Here is a 16,316-nt window from a genome sequence, read left to right as displayed (position 1 = left end):
AGTGGCGTTGGGCGGGTTCGCGAGCAAGCTCGCTCCTACAAATGGGCTGTCCTGGTGTCGGGGCCCAGCCCCGGCTACCCAAGAAACTGCTCCGCATGGTGGCAAGCCACCTGCCGCTCATCCAGCACCCGCAGCTCCGGCACCTCCGCCGAACAACGCTCGGTGGCGTAGGGGCAGCGCTTGTGGAAGGCGCAGCCGCTGGGTGGGTTGAGCGGGTTGGGCAGTTCGCCCTGGATGCGGATCTTCGGCTTGCTCGGGTCCGGATGGATCGCCGGGGTGGCCGAGAGCAGGGCGCGGGTGTAGGGGTGCAGCGGGCGTTCGTAGAGCTTGTCCGCCGGGCCCATTTCCGCCGGGCGGCCGAGGTACATCACCAGCACGTCGTCGGCCACGTGGCGCACCACCGCCAGGTTGTGCGAGATGAACACGTAGGCGGTGCCGAACTCTTCCTGCAGGTCCATGAACAGGTTGAGCACCTGGGCCTGGATCGACACGTCGAGCGCCGAGGTCGGCTCGTCGGCCACCAGCACCTTGGGCTGCAGCATCATGGCGCGGGCCAGGGCGATGCGCTGGCGCTGGCCGCCGGAGAACATGTGCGGGTAGCGCTGGTAGTGCTCCGGGCGCAGGCCCACCTGCTGCATCATCGCCTGCACCCGCTCGCGGCGTTCGGCGCGCGACAGGCTGGTGTTGATCAGCAGCGGCTCGCCCAGCTGGTCGCCGATCTTCTGCCGCGGGTTGAGCGAGGCGTAGGGGTTCTGGAACACCATCTGCACGTCGCGGCGCAGTTGCTTGCGCTGCTCGGCGCTGGCGCCCTTCACCTCCTGGCCGGCGATGCGCAGGGAGCCGGCGGTGGGCTCCTCGATCAGGGTCAGGGCGCGGGCCAAGGTCGACTTGCCGCAGCCGGACTCGCCGACCACCGCCAGGGTCTTGCCGGCCTGCAGTTCGAAGGACACGCCGTTGAGGGCGCGGACCAGGGCGTGGGGTTTGAACAGCCCCTGGGCGATGTCGTAGTGGCGGGTCAGGTCGCGGGCGGTCAGTACGGCTTCCATCAGACCAGCTCCTTCAGGTTCAGCGGGTAGAAGCAGCGCACCGCGCCGCGTTCGTGGGCCTCCAGGGCCGGGCGCACGCTGCGGCAGTTGTCCCGCACATAGGGGCAGCGCGGCGACAGCAGGCAGCCCTGCGGCCGGTCGTAGCGGCCGGGGACGATGCCGGGCAGGGTGGCCAGGCGTTCTTCGCCGGCGCTGTGCTCGGGAATCGCCTTGAGCAGCGCTTCGGTATAGGGGTGGGTGGGCAGGTCGAACAGCGCCGGCACCTGGCCGATCTCCACCGCCTGCCCGGCGTACATCACGCAGACGCGCTGGGCGGTCTCGGCGACCACGGCGAGGTCGTGGGTGATCAGGATCAGCGCCATGCCCTGGTCGCGCTGCAGGTTCAGCAGCAGTTCCATGATCTGCGCCTGGATGGTCACGTCGAGCGCCGTGGTCGGTTCGTCGGCGATCAGCAGCTTGGGCTCGCCGGCGATGGCCATGGCGATCGCCACGCGCTGGCTCATGCCGCCGGAAAGCTGGTGCGGGTAGGCATCCAGGCGCTGCGCGGCGCCGGGAATCTCGACCTTCTCCAGCAGCTCCAGGGCGCGCTGGCGCGCCGCCTTGCCGCGCAGGCCCAGGTGCAGGTGCAGCACTTCCTCGATCTGGAAGCCCACGGTGTAGCTGGGGTTGAGCGCGGTCATCGGGTCCTGGAAGACCATGGCGATGTCCTTGCCGACGATGCGCCGGCGCTCGCGGCCCTTGAGCGTGAGCATGTCGCTGCCGTCGAAGCGCAGGGTGTCGGCGGTGATGCGGCCGGGGGCGTCGATCAGGCCCATCAGCGCCATCATGGTCACCGATTTGCCCGAGCCGGACTCGCCGACGATGGCCAGCACCTCGCCCTTGTCGACGTCGAGGTCGAGGCCGTCGACCACGGGCACGGCGTCGGCGCCGCCGAAGCGCACCGACAGGTTGCGGATTTCCAGGAGGCTCATACGGCGGTCTCCGGTGAGTCGTTCTTGTAGGAGCGAGCTTGCTCGCGAAGACGGGCGGCGGGAGGTTGCAGGTTCGCGAGCAAGCTCGCTCCTACGAAGGGCATGAGGGTCGTCATTCGCATTGTCCTCACGCCGCGCTCTTCAGTTTCGGGTCCAGCGCGTCGCGCAGGCCGTCGCCAACCAGGTTGATCGCCAGCACGCTGAGCAGGATGGCCAGGCCCGGCAGGCTCACCACCCACCAGGCGCGCTCGATGTAGTCGCGCGCCGAGGCCAGCATGGTGCCCCACTCCGGGGTCGGCGGCTGCACGCCGAGGCCGAGGAAGCCCAGGGCGGCGGCGTCGAGGATGGCCGAGGAGAAGCTCAGGGTGGCCTGCACGATCAGCGGCGCCATGCAGTTCGGCAGCACGGTGACGAACATCAGCCGCCAGGTGCCGGCGCCGACCAGGCGCGAGGCGGTGACGTAGTCGCGGTTGATCTCGCCGAGCACCGCGGCGCGGGTCAGGCGTACGTAGGACGGCAGCGAGACCACGGCGATGGCGATCACCGTGTTGATCAGCCCGGGGCCGAGCACCGCGACGATGGCCACCGCCAGCAGCAGCGAGGGCAGCGCCAGCATGATGTCCATCAGGCGCATGATCACCGGGCCCAGGCGGTTCGGCGAGAAGCCGGCGACCAGGCCCAGCACCAGCCCCGGCAGCAGCGAGATGACCACCGAGCTCAGGGCGATCATCAGCGACAGGCGCGCGCCGAAGATCAGCCGCGAGAGCATGTCGCGGCCGACCTCGTCGGTGCCCAGCAGGAACTGTCCGTTGCCGCCGGCCAGCCAGGCCGGCGGGGTGAGCAGGAAGTCGCGGAACTGCTCGCTGGGGTCGTGCGGCGCGACCCAGGGCGCGAACAGCGCGCAGAACACGATCAGCGCCATGAACAGCAGGCCGCCGACGGCGCCCTTGTTGTGCGCGAAGGCCTGCCAGAATTCTTTCAGCGGCGAGGGGTAGACCAGGCTCGGGTCGCCGGCGGGAGCGTTGTGCAGCGAAGTCATGGGGGCTCCTCAGCGCTGGTGGCGGATGCGCGGGTTGACCAGGCCGTAGAGGATGTCCACGACGAAGTTGACCAGGATGACCAGGGTGGCGACCAGCAGGATGCCGTTCTGCACCACCGGGTAGTCGCGGCGGCTGATGGCGTCGATCAGCCACTTGCCGATGCCCGGCCAGGAGAAGATGGTTTCGGTCAGCACCGCGCCGGCGAGCAGCGCGCCGACCTGCAGGCCGAACACCGTGAGCACCGGGATCATGGCGTTGCGCAGGGCGTGCACGAACACCACGCGGGCCGGCGACAGGCCCTTGGCGCGGGCGGTGCGCACGTAGTCCTCGCGTAGCACCTCGAGCATCGCCGAACGGGTCATGCGGGCGATCACCGCCAGCGGGATGGTGCCCAGCACGATGGCCGGCAGGATCAGGTGGTGCAGCGCGTCGAGGAAGGCCCCCGGCTCGTCGGCGAGCAGGGTGTCGATGAGCATGAAGCCGGTCTTCGGTTCGATGTCGTAGAGCAGGTCGAGGCGCCCGGACACCGGGGTCCAGCCCAGGGTCACGGAGAACAGCATGATGAGGATCAGGCCCCACCAGAAGATCGGCATCGAGTAGCCGGCGAGGGAGATGGTCATCACCCCGTGGTCGAAGATCGAGCCGCGCTTGAGCGCCGCGATCACCCCGGCCAGCAGGCCGAACACGCCGGCGAAGAGCAGCGCGGCGAGGGCCAGTTCCAGGGTCGCCGGGAACAGCGTGAGGAACTCGTGCCAGACGCTGTCGCGGGTCACCAGGGATTCGCCGAGGTTGCCCTGGGCGAGGTTGCCGATGTAGTCGAAATACTGCTGGTACAGCGGCTTGTCCAGGCCCAGGCGGTGCATGGCTTCGGCGTGCATCTGCGGGTCGACGCGGCGTTCGCCCATCATCACCTCGACCGGGTCGCCGGGGATCATGCGGATCAGCGCGAAGGTCAGCAGGGTGACGCCGAAGAAGGTGGGAATGAGCAGGCCGAAGCGGCGTGCGATAAAACTCAGCATGGTGATGGAGCACTCCTCATCGCGCGGCTGCCCGCCGGGTGGGGCGGACGCCGCTTTTTCTTGTTACTTCACCTGGATGGCGGTGAAGTTGTTGTTGCTCAGCGGGCTGATGGTGTAGCCCTCGATATTGCTGCGGCGCACATTGAACAGCTTAGGATGCGCCAGGGGAATCCAGGGGGCCTGTTCGTGGAATATCTTTGTCGCCTTTTCATAAAGTTCCTGCCGTTTCGACCGTTCGTCGGTGCGCCGGGCCTGCTGGATCAGCGCCTCGAAGCCCGCGTCGCACCAGCGCGCCTGGTTTTCCCCGGACTTCGCCGCCGCGCAGCTGAGGTTGGGGCTCAGGAAGTTGTCCGGGTCGCCGTTGTCGCCGGCCCAGCCGAGTAGCGAGAGATCGTGTTCGCCGGCCTTGGAGCGCTTGAGCAGCTCACCCCATTCCAGCGAACGGATCTGCAGCTCGATGCCGACCCTGGCCAGATCCGCCTGCAGCATCTGTGCCGCCAGCGCTGGGTTGGGAATGGTCGGCGAACTGCCGTTGCGGATGAACAGGGTCAGCTTCAGGCCGTCCACCCCGGCCTCCTTGAGCAGCGCCCTGGCCCGTTGCGGGTCGTGCGGCCAGTCCTGCAGCGCCTTGTTGTAGCCCAGTAGCGTGGCCGGGTAGGGGTTTACCGCCGGGGTCGCCGCGCCGGGGCCGAACACCGCGTCCAGCAGTGCCGGTTTGTCGATCGCCAGGTTGATGGCCTGGCGCACGCGGGCATCGTCCAGCGGCTTGTGCTGGGTATTGATGGCCACGTAGGTGGTCAGCAGGGCGTCGATGCTGTCCACCGCCAGGCCCGCTTCCTTCTGTAGCTGCGGCACGTCGGCGGGCTTGGGGTAGAGCGCGATCTGGCACTCGTTGCGGCGCAGCTTCTGCATCCGCACGTTGGGATCGAGGGTGATGGCGAACACCAGGTTGTCGATCGCCGGCTTGCCGGCGAAGTAGTCCGGGTTGGCCTTGAAGCGCACCTGGGCGTCACGCACGTAGCGGCTGAAAACGAAGGGCCCGGTGCCGATCGGCTGGCTGTTGAGCAGTTCCTGCTTGCCGGCCTTGAGCAACTGGTCGGCGTATTCGGCCGAGTAGATCGAGGCGAAGCCCATGGCCATGTCGGCGAGGAAAGGCGCCTCGGGGTGGTTGAGGGTGAAGCGCACGGTCAGGTCGTCGAGCTTGTCCACGGACTTGATCAGCTCGCCCATGCCCATGGCCTCGAAGTAAGCGTAGCCGCGCGGCGCCGAGGCGTGCCAGGGGTGTTTCGGGTCGAGCGCGCGCTGGAAGGTCCAGAGCACGTCGTCGGCGTTCAGTGTACGGCTGGGGGTGAAGTAGTCGGTGCTGTGAAACTTCACTCCGGGGCGCAGGTGGAAGCTGTAGGTCAGCCCGTCGGGGCTGACTTCCCAGCGCTCGGCCAGGCCGGGCACCAGCTCGGTGCTGCCCGGGCGGAACGCCACCAGGCGGTTGAAGACCGTCTCGGCGCTGGCGTCGGCGGTGACCGCGCCGGTGTACTGGACGATGTCGAAGCCCTCCGGGCTGGCTTCGGTGCAGACCACCAGGTTCTGCGCCAGCACGGGGCTGGCGCAGAGCGCCAGAAGCAGGGGCAGGCAAGGCATTCCGGCGCGCATGGCGGTGTCCTCAGAGCAGGTCGAAGGGGAAGGTGCTGACCAGGCGGACCTCGTCGAGGCTGCCATCGGCCTGATTCTGGCTGGCCAGGTGCTTCACGTACATCAGGCGAATCTTGCTGCGCTTGAGGGCGCCATCCTGCACCACATAGGTGCCGGTGAGGCCCAGTTCGTGATGCTTCTCACCATCCTGCGCGCGTACCTCGGCGTAGTTGCCATAGGCACCATTGCGGTCGCCGGCGTAGTGGGTGCCGTCGATGTCCCAGCCCTTGGCGTACCACACCGAGGTGCTCAGGCCGGGCATGCCGTAGGGGGCGAAGTCGGTGCTGTAGCGCAATTGCAGGGATTTCTCGTTGGGCCCGTTGTAGTCGGAGAACAGCGAGTTGGCCAGGTACATCGCCGAGGTCTCGTGGACGTAGTCGAAGTACTCGTTGCCCTCGACCTGTTGCCAGGCGAGCATCAGGGCGTGGGCGCCACGGCTGAGGGTGAAGGCCAGGCTCCAGGTGTCGTTGTCGATGTAGCCGGCCTCGCGGGTGCCGGTGTCGCGGGTGCTATAGAGGTTGAAACTGCTGTTCAGGGCCAGTTCCTGCGCGTCGCCCAGGTCGTGGGAGAAACCGAAGTAGTACTGGTTCCAGACATCCTCGAAATGCCCGCCGTAGGCGCTCAGCGAGAGGTTGTCGAGGGCCTTCCAGGTGCCGCCGAGGTAGCTGTAGCGGTCGCCCTTGGCCTGGCGCGTGCCGTACTCGGTGGTGAAGTCCTCGTCGCCGGCGCCGGTACGCGGGCTGGCGCGGGTGAAGCTGCCGCCCTGCAGCGACAGGCCCCTGAACTCCTCGCTGAGCAGGCCGATGCCATTGAAGCTGGAGGGCAGGGCGCGGTTATCGATGCTGTTGAACACCGGCGTCTCGACCTGGAAGCGCCCGGCCTTGAGCTCGGTGCTGGACACCCGCAGACGCAGGTTGGCGATGCCCAGTTTCGACCACTGCTCCAGCGCTTCGCCGTCGCTGTCGGTCAGGGTGCGGTTGCCGCCGCCGGCGATCGCGCCCTTGCCGCGCTCCAGGTTGATGGCGTTGAAGCCGGCCAGGTCCAGGCCGAAGCCGACCGTGCCCTGGGTATAGCCGGAGCTGTACTGGAGGATGTTGCCCTGCACCCAGGTATGGCGGTCGCGGGTGGGCTCCGAGCCGTCCGCTTTGGGGATGTGGAAGTAGAAGCTGTCGCGCTTGCGCTCGTTGGCGAAGAAATTGCGGGTGCTGAAGGTCAGCTTCTGGCCTTCGACGAAGCCGGTAGCGCCGGCCTGGCCACGTGGGTCGTCGTCTTCGGCGCAGGCCGGGAAGCTGAAGCCGGCGGTGAGGGCCAGGCCGAACAGGGCGGGGGTGAAATGCAGTCGGTTCATCGGGTGCTCCTTGGTCCTTCCGGAGACGAACGCGCGCGTGCGCGCCCGGCGGAACGCTGTGCTGAAGGGTTGGGTGGATGACGTCCGTTCTGCGACGGACTGATGCGCCTGCGGGCCGGCCGGCCCGCAGAGTCCGTCACGGCTAGGGCTGGTTGCTCACGCCGTCGAACGCGTTGCGCCCGAAGGGGCTGATCTGGAAGCCCTGCACCGACTGGCGCATGGGCTGGTACACGGTGGAGTGGGCGATGGGGCTGATCGGCACCTGCTCCGCCAGGCGTCGCTGGGCCCGCTGGTAGAGGGCGACACGCTCGGCGTGGTCGGTCGTGGCCTTGGCCTGCTTGACCAGCTTGTCGTAGTCCGGGTCGCACCAGTGGGCAGCGTTGCTGCCGCCGACCGAATCGCAGCCGTAGAGGGTGCCCAGCCAGTTGTCCGGGTCGCCGTTGTCGCCGGTCCAGCCGAGCAGGATGGCGTCGTGCTCGCCGGCGTGGGAGCGTTTGATGTACTCCCCCCATTCGTAGCTGACGATCTGTGCCTGGATGCCGACCTTGGCCCAGTCGGCCTGGATCATCTCGGCCATGCGCCGGGCGTTGGGGTTGTATGGGCGCTGCACGGGCATGGCCCAGAGGGTGATCCGCGTGCCCTCGGCGATGCCGGCCTGCTTGAGCAGCGCGCGAGCCCGCTCGGGGTCGTAGGCCTGGCCCTTGATGGATTCGTCGTAGGACCACTGGGTCGGCGGCATGGCGTTCACCGCCAGCTGCCCGGCGCCCTGGTAGATGGCGTCGATGATCGCCGGCTTGTTCACCGCCATGTCCAGCGCGCGGCGCACCTCGACACGGTCCAGCGGCGGGTGGGTGACGTTGAAGGCCAGGTAGCCGAGGTTGAAGCCCGGCTCCGAGGGCAGCTTCAGTTGCGGGTCGTTCTTCAGCGCCTGGAGGTCGGCCGGGCGCGGGTTGACGCTGACCTGGCATTCGCCGGCGCGCAGTTTCTGCATGCGCACCGAGGCATCGGTGTTGATGGCGAACACCAGCGTGTCCAGGCGTACGTCATCGGGCCGCCAGTAGTCCGGGTTGCCCTTGAAGCGCAACAGCGCGTCCTTCTGGTAGCGGGTGAGGATGAAGGGGCCGGTGCCGATGGGCTTCTGGTTGAGCTCGCTGGCCTGGCCGCGTTCGAGCAGGCGCCCGGCGTACTCGGCGGAGTGGATGGCCGCGAAGGGCATGGCGATGTTCTGGATGAAGGCGGCGTCGACGTCGTTGAGCACGAACCTGACCGTGTGCTCGTCGAGCTTCTCTACGCGGGCGATGGTGCGATCCAGGCCCATGTCGGTGAAGTAGGGGAACTCCGTGGGGTAGGCCTTGCGGAACGGATGCTCGCGGTCGAGCATGCGCTGGAAGGTGAAGAGCACGTCGTCGGCGTTGAAGTCGCGGGTCGGCGTGAAGTAGCCGGTGCTGTGGAACTTCACGCCGGGGCGCAGGTGGAAGGTCCAGGCCTTGCCGTCGGCGCTGGTTTCCCAGCGTTCGGCCAGGGCCGGCACCACTTCGGTGGCGCCGGGGCGGAACTGCGCCAGGCGGTTGAACAGCGGTTCCGAGGTGGCGTCGAAATCGGTGCCGGTGGTGTACTGGCCAGGGTCGAAGCCGGCCGGGCTGCCTTCGGAGCAGTACACCAGGCTGCCCTTGGCCAGGCAGGCCGCGCTGGCGGCGAGCAGCCCGGCGGCGAGCAGCCCGGCGGCGATCAGCGAATGCAGGTGGACTCGGCGTAGCGTACGCATGCGGTTCCCCTCTTTGTTGTTCTAGGCATCAGGGATGCGCGCCGGGGCTGGGCCACGGCGGCTCGGACTTCGCGTCTCGCGGTCGGGGTGCGAGACGGGTTTCGGGCTCGCTCACCGGAGTGAGCGGCGTGAAAGCGAAATTAAGTCCGACTGAAATCTAAGGGCAACCTGAAATCGGCTGAATCGCGAAAAACGGAAATTTCCTAATACCTAGGTTTCTGTTTCAGCTGCCGGGGTGCTCGCCGAACAGCGGCATGGTGGTCACCGTCAGCACTTCGGCACCCGCATCGCCGGCGTTGCGCAGGCTGTGCGACTTGCCGGCGTCGAAGTGCACCGAGTCGCCGGGGCCCAGCGGGTAGCTGTGGCCGTCGATGGTGTAGACGATGCTGCCGCTGAGCACGTAGGCGAATTCCGCGCCTTCGTGGACGCTGATTTCCGATTGGTAGCCGACGGGCATGTGCATCTTCACGGCATTCAGCTGGTTGCCGGGAAAGGCGCTGGACAGGCGCTCGTAGCCCAGCGACTGGCCCTCGATGGCGTAGCGCACGCGCTCGCCCTGGTGGGAGTCCGGCGCGGGTTGCAGTGGTTGTTCGAACAGGCTGTTGAGCGGCACGCCGAGCGAGCGCGCGATGCTCGCCAGGGACGACAGCGAGACCCCGGTGAGGTTGCGTTCGGCCTGGGACAGGAAGCTGGCGGTGAGCCCGGATTCGGCGGCCACCTGGTTGAGGGTTTTCTTCGCGGCGCGCCGGTAGCGGCGCAGGCGTTCTCCGATGCGATCTACGCTCATGGCTGAAACTCTTGACGGATTTCGCGAGTATACCGAGGAAGCCGGCACCTGCTGTGCAGGGTTTTTTCTGGGGCAACTATAACCATGGGCTTGGCGCGGTTTTTCAGTCCTGCTTAAATCCGAGCCTGGATCAATGACGTGGAGCGAGGCGATGACACTGGGCGTAGGGGGACGCACCCCGGAACAGGCGCTGGCGGGCCTGCGGGATATGACCGATGGCGTGGCGCCGATCGGCCTGGACGAGCACCGTGGCCGCGTGGCCGACCTGCAACGGCGCCTGCGCGAGCAGGGCCTGGCGGCGGCGTTCGTCGATGCCGGCAGCCACCTGCGCTATTTCAGCGGTCTGAAGTGGAGCCCCAGCGAGCGCCTGGTCGGCCTGTTGGTGCCCGCCGAGGGCGCGCCGCTGTACCTCGCGCCGGCCTTCGAGGACGGCACGGTGCGCGACCTGCAGGTGCTGCCGGGGGACGTGCGCACCTGGCAGGAGCATGAGAGCCCCTATCGCTTGCTGGTGGACACCCTGGTCGAGTTGGGCGTGCCGGCCAACGCCCGTGTCGGCCTGTGCCCGAGTCTGCCGTTCGGCATGGCCGAGCGTCTGCGCGAGGTGGCCGGTTCGCTGCGCCTGGTGGACGCGAGCCAGGCCGTGGAGCCGGGCCGGCAGCGCAAGTCGCGGGCCGAGCTGGCGCTGATGCAGCGGGCCAAGGACATGACCCTGGAGGTGCACAAGGCTGCCGCCAGTATCCTCCACGAGGGCATCACGCCCGGCGAGGTGACGCGTTTCATCGAGGCGGCGCACCGGCGTGCCGGCGCGCCCGGCTCGACCTTCTGCATCGTCCTGTTCGGCGAGGACAGCGCCTTCCCCCACGGCGTGCGCGAACCGCGCCCGCTGCGCGAGGGCGACATGGTGCTGATCGACACCGGCTGCCAACTGCACGGTTACAACTCCGATATCACCCGCAGCTACGTGTTCGGCACGCCGAGCGAGCGCCAGCGGCGCTTCTGGAACCTGGAAAAGGCCGCGCAGCAGGCCGCCTTCGACGCCGCCGCGCTGGGCCAACCCTGCCAGGCGGCGGACGCCGCCGCGCGGCGCTGCCTGGAGGCCGCCGGCCTGGGCCCGGACTACGCCCTGCCGGGCCTGCCGCACCGCACCGGCCACGGCATCGGCCTGGACATCCACGAGGGGCCTTACCTGGTGCGCGGCGACCAGACGCCGCTGGAGGTCGGCATGTGCTTCAGCAACGAGCCGATGATCTGCGTGCCCGGTGAGTTCGGCATTCGCCTGGAAGACCACTTCTACATGAGCGCCGAAGGGCCGCGCTGGTTCACCCGGCCGAGCCATTCGATAGACGATCCATTCGGGCTGGAAGCCTGACGGCGGAGCTCTGCAGGGGCTCCCGATCGGGCTTCTAGGCGCCACCGCCGGCGGGCGATGGCGCCGGGTGGGCTACAGCAGGTTGAAGGGCAGGGTGGTGATCAGGCGCAGGTCGTCGATGCTGCCGTCAGCCTGGTTCTGGCTAGCCCGGTGGCGCCGGTAGGTCAGCTTGACGCTGCTGCGCTTGAGCGGGCCGTCCTGGAACTTGTAGGCGACCGTCAGGCCCAGCTCGCGGTGCCTTTCACCGTCCTGCTTGCGCACTTCGGCGTAGCTGCCGTGGGCGCCGTTGCGGTCACCGGCGTAGCGGGTACCGTCGATGCCCCAACCCTTGGCGTACCACAGCGTGCTGCTCAGCCCCGGTATGCCGTAGGGCGCCCAGTCGGTGCCGAAGGCCAGCTGGGCGGACTTCTCGTTGGGGCCGTTGTAGTCGGACTGCAGGTAGTTCACCAGGTAGATGGCGGCGGTCTCGTTGACGTAGTCGAAGTACTCGTCGCCGTCGACCTGCTGCCAGCCCGCCATCAGGCTGTGGGCGCCGCGGGCGAGGGTGAAGGCCAGGCTCCAGGTGTCGTTGTCGATGTAGCCGGCCTTGCGGCTACCGCTGTCGCGCGTGCTGTAGCCATCGAAGCGGGTGTGCAGGGCCAGCACCTCGGGGTCGCCCAGGCGGTGGGCGAAGCCCAGGTAGTACTGCCGCCAGATATCCTCGAAGTCGCCGCCATAGGCAGTGAGCGCGAGGCGTTCGGTGGCCCGGTAGGTGCCGCCGAGGTAGCTGTAGCGGTCTCCCTTGGCCTTGCGGTCGCCGTAGCTGGTAGTGAGCTTCTCGTCGCCGGCGCCGGTGCGCGGGCTGATGCGATCGAAGCTGCCGGCCTGCAGCGCGAGCCCGTTCACCTCCTCGCTGGTCAGGCCGATGCCGCGCAATGTGGAGGGCAGGACGCGGTTGTCGTTGCTGGCCAGCACCGGCGTATCGATCCTGAAGCGGCCAGCGCGCAGTTCGCTGTTGGACATGCGCAGGCGCAGGTTGGCGATGCCGAGCTTGGACCACTCGTCCAGCGGGCGGCCGTCGCCGTCGGTCAGGGTACGATTGCTGCCGCCGGCGACCACGCCTTTGCCGCGCTCCAGGTTGAGGGCGTGGAAGGCGCCAAGATCGAGGCCGAAGCCGAGCGGGCCCTGGGTGTAGCCGGAGCTGTACTGCAGGATGCTGCCCTGGACCCAGGCGCGTCGGCTGTGGGTGGGCTCGTAGCCGTTGTCCTTGGGGATCTTGAAGACGAAGCGGCCATGCTTCTGTTCGCGGGAGGCGAAGTTGCGGGTGGAGAGGGTCAGGCTCTGGCCTTCGAGGAAGCCCTTGGCGGTGGCCTGGTCGTTGCGCTCGTCCTCTTCCAGCGCCCAGGCCGGGCAACTGCTGCCGACGGCCAGCGCCAGCCCTAGGGTGGCGGGACGGATACGTGACGGGATCATCTGATGCTCCTGGTTTCTCGTGCTGTGCGCGGCGGGCATGCGGGCATGCGCGCCGATGACGGCCGATATGGCCGGCGGCAAGGCGGAAACGTGGAGTGGGGATGTTGTCGGGGAAGGCGCCTGGCCGGTCCGGCTGGGCGCCTGGCCGCCCGTGGCGGTAGGCGGGCGTCGGGGGCGGCGCTGGCGGTTGGCTGCGCCGCGAAGGGCATGCGGCCGGGTAGGCCGGCATGCTGGCGAGGACGTTACGGCATGAACCGGCCGGCCACCACCTGAAAACGCCTCGCTGCTTCACTATGTCGCTTGCGCGAGGCCACGGAATAGACGCCGCCGGGCGCTACTGAGCCGCCGGTTGGCAGGGCCTCAGGGCGCCAGTTCGACATGGGTGAAGTTGTTCGAGCCCAACGGGCTCAGGGTGAAGCCCTTGACCCTGGGGCTGAGCACCACGAACTGCTTCGGGTAGGCCAGCGCTATCCACGGCGCCTCGCGCTGGAAGATCGCCAGGGCCTGGCGGTACAGCGCCGCGCGGGTGTCCTGGTCGGTGCTGGCGCGGGCCTGGCGGAGCAGGTCGTCGAACGCCTGGTTGCACCAGCCGGACATGTTCTCGCCGCTCTGCGCGGCGGCGCAGGACAGGTTCGGGGTGAGGAAGTTGTCCGGGTCGCCGTTGTCGCCGACCCAGCCCATGAACAGCAGGTCGTGCTCGCCGTGCTTGGCGCGGCGGATCAGCTCGCCCCACTCGTAGACACGGATGTCGGCGCGGATACCCAGCTTGCCCAGGTCGTCCTGCAGCATCTGCGCGCCGATGCCGGGGTTAGGGTTGGTCGGGCCGCCGCCGGGGCGGGTCCAGATGCTGAGTTTCTGCCCCGGCTGGATGCCGGCTTCGCCGAGCAGCTGGCGGGCGCGTGCGAGGTCGCGTGGCCAGCCCTTGAGTTCCGGGTCGGAGCCCCACAGTGTCGGCGGGTAGGGTGCCACCGCCGGGCTGGCGCCGCCCTCGCCGAACTGCGCCTTGCGGTAGGCGTCGCGGTCGAAGGCCAGGTTGATGGCCTGGCGCACGCGCACGTCGTCCAGCGGCTTGTGCCGGGTGTTGAGGGCGACATAGGCGACCAGCAGGGAATCCAGCTCATCGACCTTCAGCTGCGGGTCCTGGCGCAGCGCGGGGATGTCCGTGGGGCGCGGGTACACGGCGATCTGGCAGTCGCCGGCGCGCAGCTTCTGGATGCGCACGCTGGGGTCGGGGGTGATCGCCAGCAGCAGACGCTCGACCTTGGGTGCGCCGCCCCAGTAGTCGGGGTTGGCGGCGAAGCGCACCTGGGCGTCCTTCTGGTAGCGCTGGAAGACGAAGGGCCCGGTGCCCAGCGGCAGGTTGTTCAGTTGCTCGGTCTTGCCGGCGGCGAGCAGCAGGTTGGCGTACTCGGCCGAATAGATGGAGGTGAAGCCCATGGCCAGGTCGGCGAGGAACGGCGCCTCGGGGTGGCGCAGGGTGAAGCGCACGGTCAGCGGGTCGACTTTCTCGATGCGCTCGATCAGCCCCGGCAGGCCCATCGACTGGGCGTAGGGGAAGCCGCGCGGGGCCAGCTTGTTCCACGGGTGCGCCGGGTCGAGCTGGCGCTGGAAACTCCACAGCACGTCGTCGGCGTCGAACTCGCGGGTGGGGGTGAAGTAGTCGGTGCGCTGGAACTTCACGCCGGGCCGCAGGTGGAAGGTGTAGACCAGGCCGTCGGGGCTGATCTCCCAGCTCTGCGCCAGCGCGGGCACCACCCGGGTGCTGCCCGGAGCGAACTGCGCCAGGCGTTCGTAGACCGTCTCGGCCGAGGCGTCGGCGGTGGTGGCGGCGGTGTACTGGGCGATGTCGAAGCCTTCCGGGCTGGCCTCGGTGCACACCACCAGGGGCCGCGCCAGGCCCGGCGCGGCGGCGAACAGCAACGCCAGGGCCGCCCACGTGGAGCGACCCGGTCGTTGCATCAGGAGCGGCTGTAGCCTGCGCGGCATGGCGGAGCGGCCACCTCGCGGCGGCCACGGCCCTTACTTGCCGACGCCCACGCCGTAGAACGAGTTGAGTGCGAACGGGCTGATCTTGAAGTCCTCCACCGACTTGCGCATCGGCTGGTACACGGTGGAGTGGGCGATCGGGGTGATCGGCACCTGGTCCTTGAGGATGTGCTGGGCCTGCTTGTACAGCTCGGTGCGCTTGGCCTGGTCGGGGGTGCGCTTGGCCTCGTTGACCAGCTTGTCGTAATCCTTGTCGCACCACTTGGAGTAGTTGTTGCCGTCCACCGCGGCGCAGCTGTACAGGGTGCCCAGCCAGTTGTCCGGGTCGCCGTTGTCGCCGCTCCAGCCGATCAGGATGGCGTCGTGCTCACCCTTCTGCGCGCGCTTGATGTACTCGCCCCACTCGTAGGTGACGATCTTCGCCTTGATGCCGATCTTCGCCCAGTCGCTCTGCAGCATCTCGGCCATCAGCTTGGCGTTGGGGTTGTACGGGCGCTGTACCGGCATGGCCCACAGGGTGATCTCGGTGCCTTCGGCGACGCCGGCCTTCTTCAGCAGGGCCTTGGCCTTCTCGGGGTCGTAGGCCGGGTCCTTGATGCTGCTGTCGTAGGACCACTGGGTCGGCGGCATGCCGTTCACCGCCAGCTGCCCGGCGCCCTGGTAGACGGCGTCGATGATCGCCTTCTTGTTCACCGCCATGTCCAGCGCCTCGCGCACTTCGAGCTGGTCGAAGGGCTTGTGGGTGACGTTGTAGGCGATGTAGCCGAGGTTGAAGCCCGGCTGCGAAGGCATGTTCAGGCTGGCGTCTTTCTTCAGCGCGTCGAGGTCGGCCGGGCGCGGGTTGAGGGTGATCTGGCACTCGTTGGCCTTGAGCTTCTGCATGCGCACCGAGGCGTCGGTGTTGATGGCGAAGATCAGGTTGTCCAGCTTGACCTCACCGGGCACCCAGTAGTCCTTGTTGCCCTTGAAGCGGATCATCGCGTCCTTCTGGTAGCGGCTGAACACGAAGGGCCCGGTGCCGATCGGCTTCTGGTTGATGTCGCTGGCCTTGTTCTGCTTGAGCAACTGGTCGGCGTATTCGGCGGACTGGATCGAGGCGAAGCTCATCGCCAGGTTCTGGATGAAGGCGGCGTCGATCTCGTTGAGGGTGAACTTGACGGTGTAGTCGTCGACCTTCTCCACCTTGGCGATGTTGGCGTCCATGCCCATGTCGGTGAAGTAGGGGAATTCGGTGGGGTAGGCCTTGCGGAAGGCGTTGTTCTTGTCGAGCATGCGCTCGAAGGTGAACAGCACGTCGTCGGCGTTGAACTCGCGGCTCGGCTTGAAGTAGTCGGTGGTGTGGAACTTCACGCCATGGCGCAGGTGGAAGGTGTAGGTCTTGCCGTCATCGGCGACGTCCCATTTCTCCGCCAGCCCGGGGACCACCTGGGTGCCGCCGCGCTCGAACTGGGTCAGGCGGTTGAACACGGTTTCCGCCGCGGCGTCGAACTCGGTACCGGTGGTGTACTGCGCGGGGTCGAAGCCCGCGGGGCTGCCTTCGGAGCAGAACACCAGGTTGCCGGCGGCGTGGGCGAAGGGCGCGCTGGCGATCAGCCCGGCGGCGATCATGGAGCGGATGACGGCATTCTTACGCATGCTGACCTCTGTTTGTTGTGGTTGTCATCGAGGCACGTCCTTGTGGGTCGTGTCGACCTGAAGCTATGCACGGCACATGCCGGGCGCAAGGGGCGCATCCGCCACAGTGTAGAAGCTGCACGGAAGTCGTAAGGGAATGTCGCCTTGACGCAAGTGGACCGCCGGGTCACGCCGCGACGCCCGCGTCCGGGGCGGCGCGGCGGGGGGGC

General features: G+C 68.0%; 12 protein-coding genes. 1 reads left to right on the top strand and 11 read right to left on the bottom strand.

Features of this window, described 5'->3' with window-relative positions:
- Positions 1–74: 74 nt before the first annotated feature.
- The 8 genes from P3W75_RS19975 to P3W75_RS19940 form a co-directional block, all read right to left on the bottom strand.
- Positions 75–1,046 (bottom strand): peptide ABC transporter ATP-binding protein, encoded by a 972-nt coding sequence (locus P3W75_RS19975; RefSeq protein ID WP_276229042.1) that lies wholly within the window; start codon positions 1,044–1,046, stop codon positions 75–77.
- The gene (locus P3W75_RS19970; RefSeq protein WP_276229041.1) at positions 1,046–2,017 is read right to left on the bottom strand and encodes an ABC transporter ATP-binding protein; all 972 of its coding nucleotides are present in this window, start codon (positions 2,015–2,017) and stop codon (positions 1,046–1,048) included. Before P3W75_RS19970 ends, P3W75_RS19975 begins: the two co-directional genes overlap by 1 nt.
- Before the next feature lie 127 nt (positions 2,018–2,144).
- Complete coding sequence (locus P3W75_RS19965; RefSeq protein WP_276229040.1) at positions 2,145–3,056, bottom strand: ABC transporter permease subunit; 912 nt, start codon at positions 3,054–3,056, stop codon at positions 2,145–2,147.
- 9 nt (positions 3,057–3,065) lie between these two features.
- Positions 3,066–4,076 (bottom strand): ABC transporter permease subunit, encoded by a 1,011-nt coding sequence (locus tag P3W75_RS19960; protein WP_276229039.1) that lies wholly within the window; start codon positions 4,074–4,076, stop codon positions 3,066–3,068.
- Positions 4,077–4,139: 63 nt separating this feature from the next.
- Positions 4,140–5,726, bottom strand: coding sequence for an ABC transporter substrate-binding protein (locus P3W75_RS19955; RefSeq protein WP_276229038.1), 1,587 nt, complete (start codon positions 5,724–5,726; stop codon positions 4,140–4,142).
- Positions 5,727–5,736: 10 nt separating this feature from the next.
- Entirely contained in the window at positions 5,737–7,113 is a 1,377-nt protein-coding gene (locus tag P3W75_RS19950) for an OprD family porin (RefSeq protein ID WP_276229037.1), read from the bottom strand.
- A gap of 142 nt (positions 7,114–7,255) precedes the next feature.
- Positions 7,256–8,878, bottom strand: a complete 1,623-nt coding sequence (locus P3W75_RS19945; protein ID WP_276229036.1) for an ABC transporter substrate-binding protein — start codon at positions 8,876–8,878, stop codon at positions 7,256–7,258.
- Between the two features lie 223 nt (positions 8,879–9,101).
- Positions 9,102–9,665, bottom strand: coding sequence for a helix-turn-helix domain-containing protein (locus P3W75_RS19940; RefSeq protein WP_276229035.1), 564 nt, complete (start codon positions 9,663–9,665; stop codon positions 9,102–9,104).
- Between the two features lie 151 nt (positions 9,666–9,816).
- Here P3W75_RS19940 and P3W75_RS19935 point away from each other — a divergent pair, with 151 nt between their 5' ends.
- Positions 9,817–11,034, top strand: a complete 1,218-nt coding sequence (locus P3W75_RS19935; RefSeq protein WP_276229034.1) for a M24 family metallopeptidase — start codon at positions 9,817–9,819, stop codon at positions 11,032–11,034.
- A 72-nt stretch (positions 11,035–11,106) separates the two neighbouring features.
- Here the strand turns inward: P3W75_RS19935 and P3W75_RS19930 are convergent, their stop codons facing one another.
- The 3 genes from P3W75_RS19930 to P3W75_RS19920 all read right to left on the bottom strand — a co-directional run bounded on the left by P3W75_RS19930 (position 11,107) and on the right by P3W75_RS19920 (position 16,107).
- On the bottom strand, positions 11,107–12,486 hold the full coding sequence (locus P3W75_RS19930) for an OprD family outer membrane porin (RefSeq protein ID WP_276229033.1): 1,380 nt from the start codon (positions 12,484–12,486) through the stop codon (positions 11,107–11,109).
- Between the two features lie 360 nt (positions 12,487–12,846).
- Entirely contained in the window at positions 12,847–14,445 is a 1,599-nt protein-coding gene (locus tag P3W75_RS19925) for an ABC transporter substrate-binding protein (protein ID WP_276229032.1), read from the bottom strand.
- A 60-nt stretch (positions 14,446–14,505) separates the two neighbouring features.
- Positions 14,506–16,107 carry an ABC transporter substrate-binding protein gene (locus P3W75_RS19920; RefSeq protein ID WP_276229031.1) on the bottom strand — a complete coding sequence of 534 codons (1,602 nt, stop codon included), beginning with the start codon at positions 16,105–16,107 and terminating at the stop codon, positions 14,506–14,508.
- Positions 16,108–16,316 lie beyond the last annotated feature (209 nt).

The organism is Pseudomonas citronellolis (assembly GCF_029335315.1).
GTDB classification, from domain to species: Bacteria; Pseudomonadota; Gammaproteobacteria; order Pseudomonadales; family Pseudomonadaceae; genus Pseudomonas; species Pseudomonas citronellolis_A.
The sequence above is the reverse complement of the archived record's forward strand: the minus strand, read 5'-3'. Positions and strand labels throughout refer to the sequence as shown.